We start from the raw sequence: 7,185 nt of genomic DNA, 5'->3' as shown, positions 1-7,185 counted from the left end.
GCGCCCGGCCCGGGCGGCCGGGCCGGGGGCTTTGCCGGGCAAGCCCAACGCCGGGCTCAGCGTGCTGGACAAGCCGACTCCCTTCAAGGATGTCACTTCCTACAACAACTACTACGAATTCGGCCTCGACAAGAGCGATCCGGCCGAGCATGCCGGCAGGTTGCAGACGCGTCCGTGGACGGTGAGCGTGGAAGGCGAGGCCGCCCGGCCGCGCACCTACGGTATCGAAGACCTGCTCGCGCTGGCGCCCATGGAAGAGCGGGTGTACCGGCTGCGCTGCGTGGAAGGCTGGTCCATGGTGATTCCCTGGGTGGGCTACTCCCTGGCCAACCTGCTCAAGCAGGTCGAGCCCACGGCCAACGCCAGGTTCGTGGAATTCACCACCGTCGTGCAGCACGAGAACATGCCGGGCGTGCGCAGCGGGGTGCTGGACTGGCCCTACGTCGAGGGCCTGCGCATGGACGAGGCCATGCATCCGCTGACCATGCTGGTGTTCGGCGTGTATGGCAAGGTGCTGCCCAACCAGAACGGCGCGCCCCTGCGCCTGGCCGTGCCCTGGAAGTACGGCTTCAAGTCGGCCAAGTCGCTGGTCCGGATCCGGCTCGTGGAGCAGCAGCCCGTGTCGTCATGGACCAAGGCCGCCCAGCAGGAATACGGCTTCTACGCCAACGTGAACCCCAACGTGCCGCATCCGCGCTGGAGCCAGGCCACCGAGCGGCGCATCGGCGAAGACGGCTTCTTCGCCCCCAAGCGCAAGACCCTGATGTTCAACGGCTATGGCGAGCAGGTCGCGTCGCTCTACCAGGGCATGGACCTGAAGGCCAATTACTGAGCGCCCATGCCTGATGCCGCTCCTGCCGCCGCGCGCGGCGCGCAGTGGTCCGCCCGGGCGGTGGGCCGGTTCAAGCCCGTGCTGTTCCTGCTCGGGCTGGCGCCGCTGCTGCGCTGGGTGTGGCTGGGGCTGCACGACGGCCTGACCGCCAACCCGGTGGAGTTCCTGACGCGCTCGTCCGGCACCTGGACCCTGGTCTGCCTGCTGGCCACCCTGGCCATCACCCCGCTGCGCCGCCTCGCCGGCCAGCCGGCGCTGGTGCGGGTGCGGCGCATGTGCGGCCTGTACGCCTTTTTCTACGGCGCCCTGCATTTTCTTGCCTGGGTCTGGTGGGACCGCGGCCTGGATCCCGCCTCCATGCTGCGGGATCTGGGCGAGCGGCCTTTCATCCTGGCCGGGTTTTCCGCCTTTGTGCTCATGTGCGCCCTGGCCGCCACCTCCACGCAATGGGCCATGCGGCGCATGGGCCGGCGCTGGCAGGCGCTGCATCGGGCGGTCTACCTGATCGGGCTGCTCGCCATCCTGCACTACTGGTGGCACAAGGCGGGCAAGAACGATTTCACCCAGCCCGCGCTGTACGGCGCGGTGCTCGCGCTGTTGCTGGGATACCGGGTGGCCGCATGGCTGCGCGGCCGCGCCCGGCGCTGACGCAATGGGCCCGGGTCAGGGCAGGGCGAGCATGATGGCCGCGGTTTCGGCGTCGGGCTGTCCGTCGTGCCGCGAGGGCCGGTAGTGCATCTGGAACGCCGCCAGCACGTTGCTCGTTTCGCGGTCGGCCTGGCCTGTCTGGGGCGCGGCGTAGCCCAGGCGCTGCAACTGGGCCTGGAACCATGCGATGCCGGGCAGCGGCTCCTGCTGCAGCCGCGCCAGGTGGGCGGCGGCGGCGGCCTCGTCGTACCAGCGTCCTATGCCCTGGCTGGCCAGCCACTTCCAGGGGAATAGCGGGCCCGGGTCCACCTTGCGCTGCGGTGCGATGTCGCTGTGGCCCACGATGTTCTCGGGGGCGATGCCGTGGCGCTGGGCGATATCGCGCGCCAGCAGGACGAGCGAGCGCAGTTGCCGCGGATCGTAGGGGCGCCAGACGGCAACGCCGTCCGGCCCCGGCGTCCAGCCCGGATTCACCAATTCGATGCCGATGGACGTGCTGTTCATGGCCGTGATGCCCTGCCAGGCGCTGGCTCCCGCATGCCAGGCGGCGCGGTTCTCGTCCACCAGCTGCCAGGTCTTGCCGTTTTCCTGGATGAGGTAGTGCGCGCTGACCTTGCCGCGCGAGAGTTCTTCCAGCGAATGTACGTCGTCGAGCGTGGTGTAGTGCAGCACGATGCTGCGCACGCGGCTGCCCTGGCTGACCGCCGTTACGGACGTGTCCACGTCCAGCCCGGGCGGCCCGCGGTGGGCGCAGCCCGCCAGCAAGGCCGCGGCCAGCGCGATCAGGACATATCGCGGCATGGCTCAGCGCGCCAGGAACAGGAACAGGGTGGGCATCTTGTCCAGCGCCGGGGGCGGGCGCTGCTTCCATTCCGCCACCGTATGCGTGGCGATCCATTCGTCCGGCGTGGTGAGCGCGCGCGCCACGCATAGCCGCGTGTCGCCCCGCAGCGCCGAAAGCAGGGTGGAGAACATGGCCGCGTTGCGGTAGGGCGTTTCGATGAGCAGCTGGGTCTGGTTCTGTCGGGCGGACAGTTGCTCCCAGGCGCGCAGCTGCCGCGCGCGCTCGCCCGCGTCCACCGGCGCGTAGCCGTGGAAGGCAAAGCGCTGGCCGTCCAGGCCGCTGGCCATCAGCCCGAGCAGGATGGACGAGGGCCCCACCCAGGGACGCACGGTCAGCCCCATGCGGTGCGCGGCTTCCACGACCCTGGCGCCGGGGTCGGCCACGGCGGGGCAGCCGGCCTCCGAAACCAGCCCGATTTCCGCGCCCTGGCGCAGCGGCTCCAGCCAGGACTGGATCTGCCGCGCGTCGGTCTTGTCGTCCAGCGTGTGGATGGCGATTTCCTGCAGGGGGCGCGTCGTGCCCGCCAGCTTCAGGAAGGCGCGCGCCGTCTTGGCGTTTTCGGCGATATAGGTGTCGAGCCGGCCGGCCAGCGCCCGCGTTTCGGCGGGCAGCCAGCGCTCGATGGGGGCATCGCCCAGGCCGACGGGAATCAGGTGCAGCGCGCCGCTCATGCGCCGGCTCCCGGCGCTTCCAGCGGGTCGAGCCCGAACCCCGCCAGCATGCGGGTGAGCGCGATGAGGGGCAGGCCGATGATGGCGGTGGGATCGTCGCTCTGGATGCTTTCCATCAGCGCAATGCCCAGGCTTTCCGCCTTGGCGCTGCCTGCGGTATCGTAGGGCTCTTCGGCCCGCAGATAGGTGTCTATGGCCTGGGCCGAGAGCGTGCGGAAACGGCAGCGCGTCACCACGTCGGCCTTTTCCACCCGCTGGCCGTCCGTCACGGCCAGCGCGCTGTGGAATTCCACCGTCTGGCCGGACAGCGCCCGCAGCTGAGCCTGCGCGCGGGCGAAATCTCCGGGCTTGCCGATGGGCCGGCCATCCATCGTGGCCACCTGGTCGGAGCCGATCACGATGCGGCCGGGGCGCGTGGCCGCGACGGCCATGGCCTTGGCCACCGACAGCCGCAGCGCCAGCGCTTCGGGCGCTTCGCCCGGCCGAGGCGTTTCGTCGACATCGGGAGAAATGGCCTCGAAGGGCAGGCGCAGGCGCGCGAGCAGCTCCCTGCGGTAGCGCGAGCTCGAGGCGAGGATCAGGCGGGGCGTGTTCTGGGGCATGCGATATTTGACGATGTTGCGTAAGTCACAGTATTATCTAACGTTTTGCGGCAAATTTGCTTTGCCCTGGGTTTGCCGCGACGCTTTTTGCCGCGGCGCGGCCGTCGTGTTTTAAGCAGGGCAGGCTCCTGGGCCGTCGGTGCCGGCAGGACTTCCGACCATCTGTGGACACGGTGGCGCGAGGGGCGCAGGCGGGGGCGCAAGCCGGACGGATCTGTTGCCGGATCTGGCGGCTGGCCTTGATTGCTGCCGCGGCTTGGCCTTGATTTCGTTTTTCTTTTTACCGCTGGAACGCCGGGCTCGGGCATGGATACTCGCATAGACGCTTTTGCTTTTGCCCGCCAGGGCAGGGAAGCGCACGGCGTCGTGCCTCTGGCGCGACTGCTGCGTTTTGCCGAGGGGCTGCCCGCGCAGCCGGAAGGCGAGGCGGGGCTCGTGCGCTGGAGTGTGCGCGGCGAGGAGGCGAAAAGCGGCCTGCTGCAAGGCGAGCCGTTGCTGCATTTGCACATCCAGGCCGATCCGGTCCTGGTCTGCCAGCGCTGCAACGAGCTGTTCACCTACCCGGTGGACAGCCGCGTGACGCTGCAGCTGGTCAAGTCGGAGGCCGACCTGGAAGACGAATTCGCTTCCGGCGAGGACGACGGTGCCGAAGAACAGGATTTCGCGTCCGGCCAGCCTGAAAAGGTGGTGGGATCGCGTCATTTCGACCTGCTGGCCCAGGTCGAGGACGAGCTCATCCTGAGCGTTCCTTACGTGCCCAAGCATGATGTATGCCCGGGCGCGCAGGCCAGCGAGGGCGGGGCTCCCCAGGAGCCGGCCGCCGAACGTCCGTCGCCGTTTGCGGTGCTGGAACAACTGAAGCACAAAGATTGAGATCAACATCGGGTCGCTTGGCGTACAATGCGCCCCGTTTCTAGGAGTCATCATGGCTGTTCAACAAAACAAGAAGTCCCCGTCCAAGCGCGGCATGCACCGCTCGCACGATTTTCTGGTGAACCCCTCGACCGCCATCGAGCCCACCACGGGTGAAACGCACCTGCGTCACCACATCAGCCCCAACGGCTTCTACCGCGGCCGCAAGGTCCTGAAGACCAAGGCTGACGAATAAGGCCCCCGGGCCGGACTCGTACCCGGACCATTTCGGCTGAGCGCTGATACCTGGCTCCCGTGATACGCATCGCCATAGACTGCATGGGCGGCGACTTCGGCCTGCCCGTCACGATTCCGGCTGCGATCGAGTTCGCCCGGCAATTTCCGGATACCCGGCTATTGCTGGTCGGGCTTCCCGACGCCATCGAAGCGGCGCTCTCCGAGCACCGCGGCGTGGACCGCGATCGCCTTGAAATCGTGCCGGCCACGGAGGTCGTCGCCATGGACGACCCCGTCGAGGTCGCCCTGCGCCGCAAAAAAGATTCCTCCATGCGCCTGGCCGCCCAGTCCGTCAAGGACGGGCGCGCCGACGCCTGCGTCTCCGCGGGCAACACCGGCGCCTGGATGGCTATTTCCCGCTACGTCCTCAAGACGCTGGAGGGCATAGACCGTCCCGCGATCGCCACCTCGATTCCCAACCAGACCGGCCGCGCCACCACGGTGCTGGACCTGGGCGCCAACGTCGATTGCAGCGCCGAGCATCTGCTGCAATTCGCCATCATGGGCGCCGCGCTGGCCCAGGCCGTCGACCATCGCGAGAACCCGTCGGTCGGCCTGCTCAACATCGGCGAAGAAATCATCAAGGGCAACGAGGTCGTGAAGGAAGCCGCCGAGCTTCTGCGGGCCAGTCCGCTCAATTTCTACGGCAACGTGGAAGGCAACGACATCTTCAAGGGCACGGTGGACGTGGTCGTCTGCGACGGCTTCGTCGGCAACGTGGTGCTCAAGTCCGTCGAAGGGCTGGCCAAGATGCTGTCCAGCGTCATCCGCGAAGAATTCAAGCGCAACCTGATCACATTGCTTGCCGGGGCCGTCGCCAAGCCCGTGCTCAACCGTCTGCGCGAGCGCGTGGACAACCGTCGCTACAACGGGGCGGCGCTGCTCGGCCTGCGCGGCGTGGTCATCAAGAGCCACGGCTCGGCCGACGCCTACGCGTTCGGTTTCGCCTTGCAGCGCGCCCGCGAGGCCGTAGTGAGTAAACTGCTGGAGCGCACCGCGCAGACGGTCGCGCAGATTACCAAGCGCGTTCAATCGGGAGAGGGCGTGGCGCCGCCCGCGGGGAACGTGGCTGGAGACACCGCTTGATGGATACCGCAATGAAATACTCCGTAATCGCGGGCACCGGCAGCTTCCTGCCGGAACGCGTGGTTTCGAACGACCAGCTTGCCGCGGAACTGGCAACGCGGAACATCGCCACCTCCGACGAATGGATCGTCGAGCGCACGGGCATCCGGCAGCGCCACCTCGCCGAGCGCGGCGTCACCACCAGCCAGCTCGCCACCGAGGCCGCGCGCCGCGCGCTGGCCGACGCCGGGGTGGACGCATCCGAGCTCGACCTCATCGTGCTGGCGACCTCCACCCCCGACTACGTATTCCCGAGCACGGCCTGCCTGGTCCAGGCCAACCTGGGCGCCAAGGGTTCGGCGGCGTTCGACGTGCAGGCCGTGTGCAGCGGCTTCGTGTACGCCCTCACCACGGCCGACAGCTTCATCCGCGCCGGGCGCGCGCGCCGCGCCCTGGTCATCGGCGCCGAAGTGTTCTCCCGCATCCTCGACTGGAACGACCGCAGCACCTGCGTGCTGTTCGGCGACGGCGCGGGCGCCGTGGTGCTCAAGGCCGCCGACGAGCCGGGCATCATGGCCGCGCAACTGCACGCCGACGGCAGCCAGACCCGCATCCTGAGCGCGGCGGGCAACGTGGCCTACGGCGACGTCACCGGCGATCCCTTCCTGCGCATGGACGGCCAGGCCGTCTTCAAGCAGGCCGTCACCGTGCTCGACCGTTCCGCGCGCGACACCTGCGCCGAGGCCGGCGTGCAGATCGACGACGTGGACTGGCTGATCCCGCACCAGGCCAACGTGCGCATCCTGAATTTCCTGGCGCGCAAGCTGGGCGTGTCCACGGACAAGGTGGTCATCACCGTGGACAGCCATGCCAACACGTCGGCGGCCAGCGTGCCCCTGGCCCTGGACGTGGCGCGCCGCGACGGTCGGGTCAAGCGCGGCCAGCTCGTGCTGATGCAGGGCGTGGGCGGCGGTTTCACCTGGGGTTCCGTGCTGGCGCGCATGTAGCCGCCGAAAGGCAGGGCGGCCGCCGCGCCGTGTTTGCCAGGTGGCCGCGCCTGACAATCCTTAAAGATCCAAAATCACTACACGGTCAATCATGAAAATCGCATTTGTCTTTCCGGGCCAGGGCTCGCAGTCGGTCGGCATGCTGGATGCCTGGAGCGGCGTGCAGCCGGTTGCCGATACCGTGGCCCGCGCCTCGCAGGCGCTGGGACAGGACCTGGGCGCCCTCATCGCGCAAGGCCCGGCCGAAGAACTGAACCTGACCACCAACACGCAGCCCGTCATGCTGACCGCCGGCGCGGCTTTCTACGCCGCCTGGCGCGCGGCCGGCGGACGCGAGCCGACGTGGTCGCGGGCCACAGCCTGGGCG

General features: G+C 68.5%; 9 protein-coding genes and 1 pseudogene. 7 read left to right on the top strand and 3 right to left on the bottom strand.

Going from position 1 to position 7,185, the window contains the following annotated elements:
- The coding region (gene msrP, locus AD428_RS20270) for a protein-methionine-sulfoxide reductase catalytic subunit MsrP (protein ID WP_053246382.1) at positions 1-832 on the top strand (832 nt) is incomplete at its 5' end.
- A gap of 6 nt (positions 833-838) precedes the next feature.
- On the top strand, positions 839-1,480 hold the full coding sequence (gene msrQ / locus AD428_RS20265) for a protein-methionine-sulfoxide reductase heme-binding subunit MsrQ (RefSeq protein WP_053246381.1): 642 nt from the start codon (positions 839-841) through the stop codon (positions 1,478-1,480).
- A gap of 15 nt (positions 1,481-1,495) precedes the next feature.
- Here msrQ and AD428_RS20260 read toward each other — a convergent pair whose 3' ends face one another.
- Genes AD428_RS20260 through AD428_RS20250 form a run of 3 tightly spaced genes read right to left on the bottom strand, consistent with a single transcriptional unit; the run spans position 1,496 to position 3,597 of the window.
- A complete protein-coding gene (locus tag AD428_RS20260) occupies positions 1,496-2,281 on the bottom strand; it encodes an N-acetylmuramoyl-L-alanine amidase (protein ID WP_053246380.1) in 786 nt (261 codons plus the stop codon).
- Between the two features lie 3 nt (positions 2,282-2,284).
- Positions 2,285-2,995, bottom strand: a complete 711-nt coding sequence (locus AD428_RS20255; protein ID WP_053246379.1) for an SAM-dependent methyltransferase — start codon at positions 2,993-2,995, stop codon at positions 2,285-2,287.
- The gene (locus AD428_RS20250; RefSeq protein ID WP_053246378.1) at positions 2,992-3,597 is read right to left on the bottom strand and encodes a Maf family nucleotide pyrophosphatase; all 606 of its coding nucleotides are present in this window, start codon (positions 3,595-3,597) and stop codon (positions 2,992-2,994) included. The genes AD428_RS20255 and AD428_RS20250 overlap by 4 nt, the downstream gene beginning before the upstream one ends.
- Positions 3,598-3,903: 306 nt before the next feature.
- Here AD428_RS20250 and AD428_RS20245 point away from each other — a divergent pair, with 306 nt between their 5' ends.
- The 5 genes and pseudogenes from AD428_RS20245 to AD428_RS20225 all read left to right on the top strand — a co-directional run.
- Positions 3,904-4,470, top strand: coding sequence for a YceD family protein (locus tag AD428_RS20245; RefSeq protein ID WP_053246377.1), 567 nt, complete (start codon positions 3,904-3,906; stop codon positions 4,468-4,470).
- Between the two features lie 52 nt (positions 4,471-4,522).
- Entirely contained in the window at positions 4,523-4,705 is a 183-nt protein-coding gene (gene rpmF, locus AD428_RS20240; RefSeq protein WP_006389284.1) for a 50S ribosomal protein L32, read from the top strand.
- Positions 4,706-4,764: 59 nt separating this feature from the next.
- Positions 4,765-5,832 carry a phosphate acyltransferase PlsX gene (gene plsX / locus AD428_RS20235; protein WP_053246376.1) on the top strand — a complete coding sequence of 356 codons (1,068 nt, stop codon included), beginning with the start codon at positions 4,765-4,767 and terminating at the stop codon, positions 5,830-5,832.
- Positions 5,832-6,818, top strand: coding sequence for a beta-ketoacyl-ACP synthase III (locus AD428_RS20230; protein ID WP_053246375.1), 987 nt, complete (start codon positions 5,832-5,834; stop codon positions 6,816-6,818). Before plsX ends, AD428_RS20230 begins: the two co-directional genes overlap by 1 nt.
- A gap of 91 nt (positions 6,819-6,909) precedes the next feature.
- A pseudogene (locus AD428_RS20225) lies at positions 6,910-7,185 on the top strand (ACP S-malonyltransferase); the annotation flags it as partial.

Source organism: Achromobacter sp. DMS1, from assembly GCF_001270295.1.
Note: the sequence above shows the minus strand (reverse complement) of the source record. Positions and strands in the feature narration are given on the sequence as shown.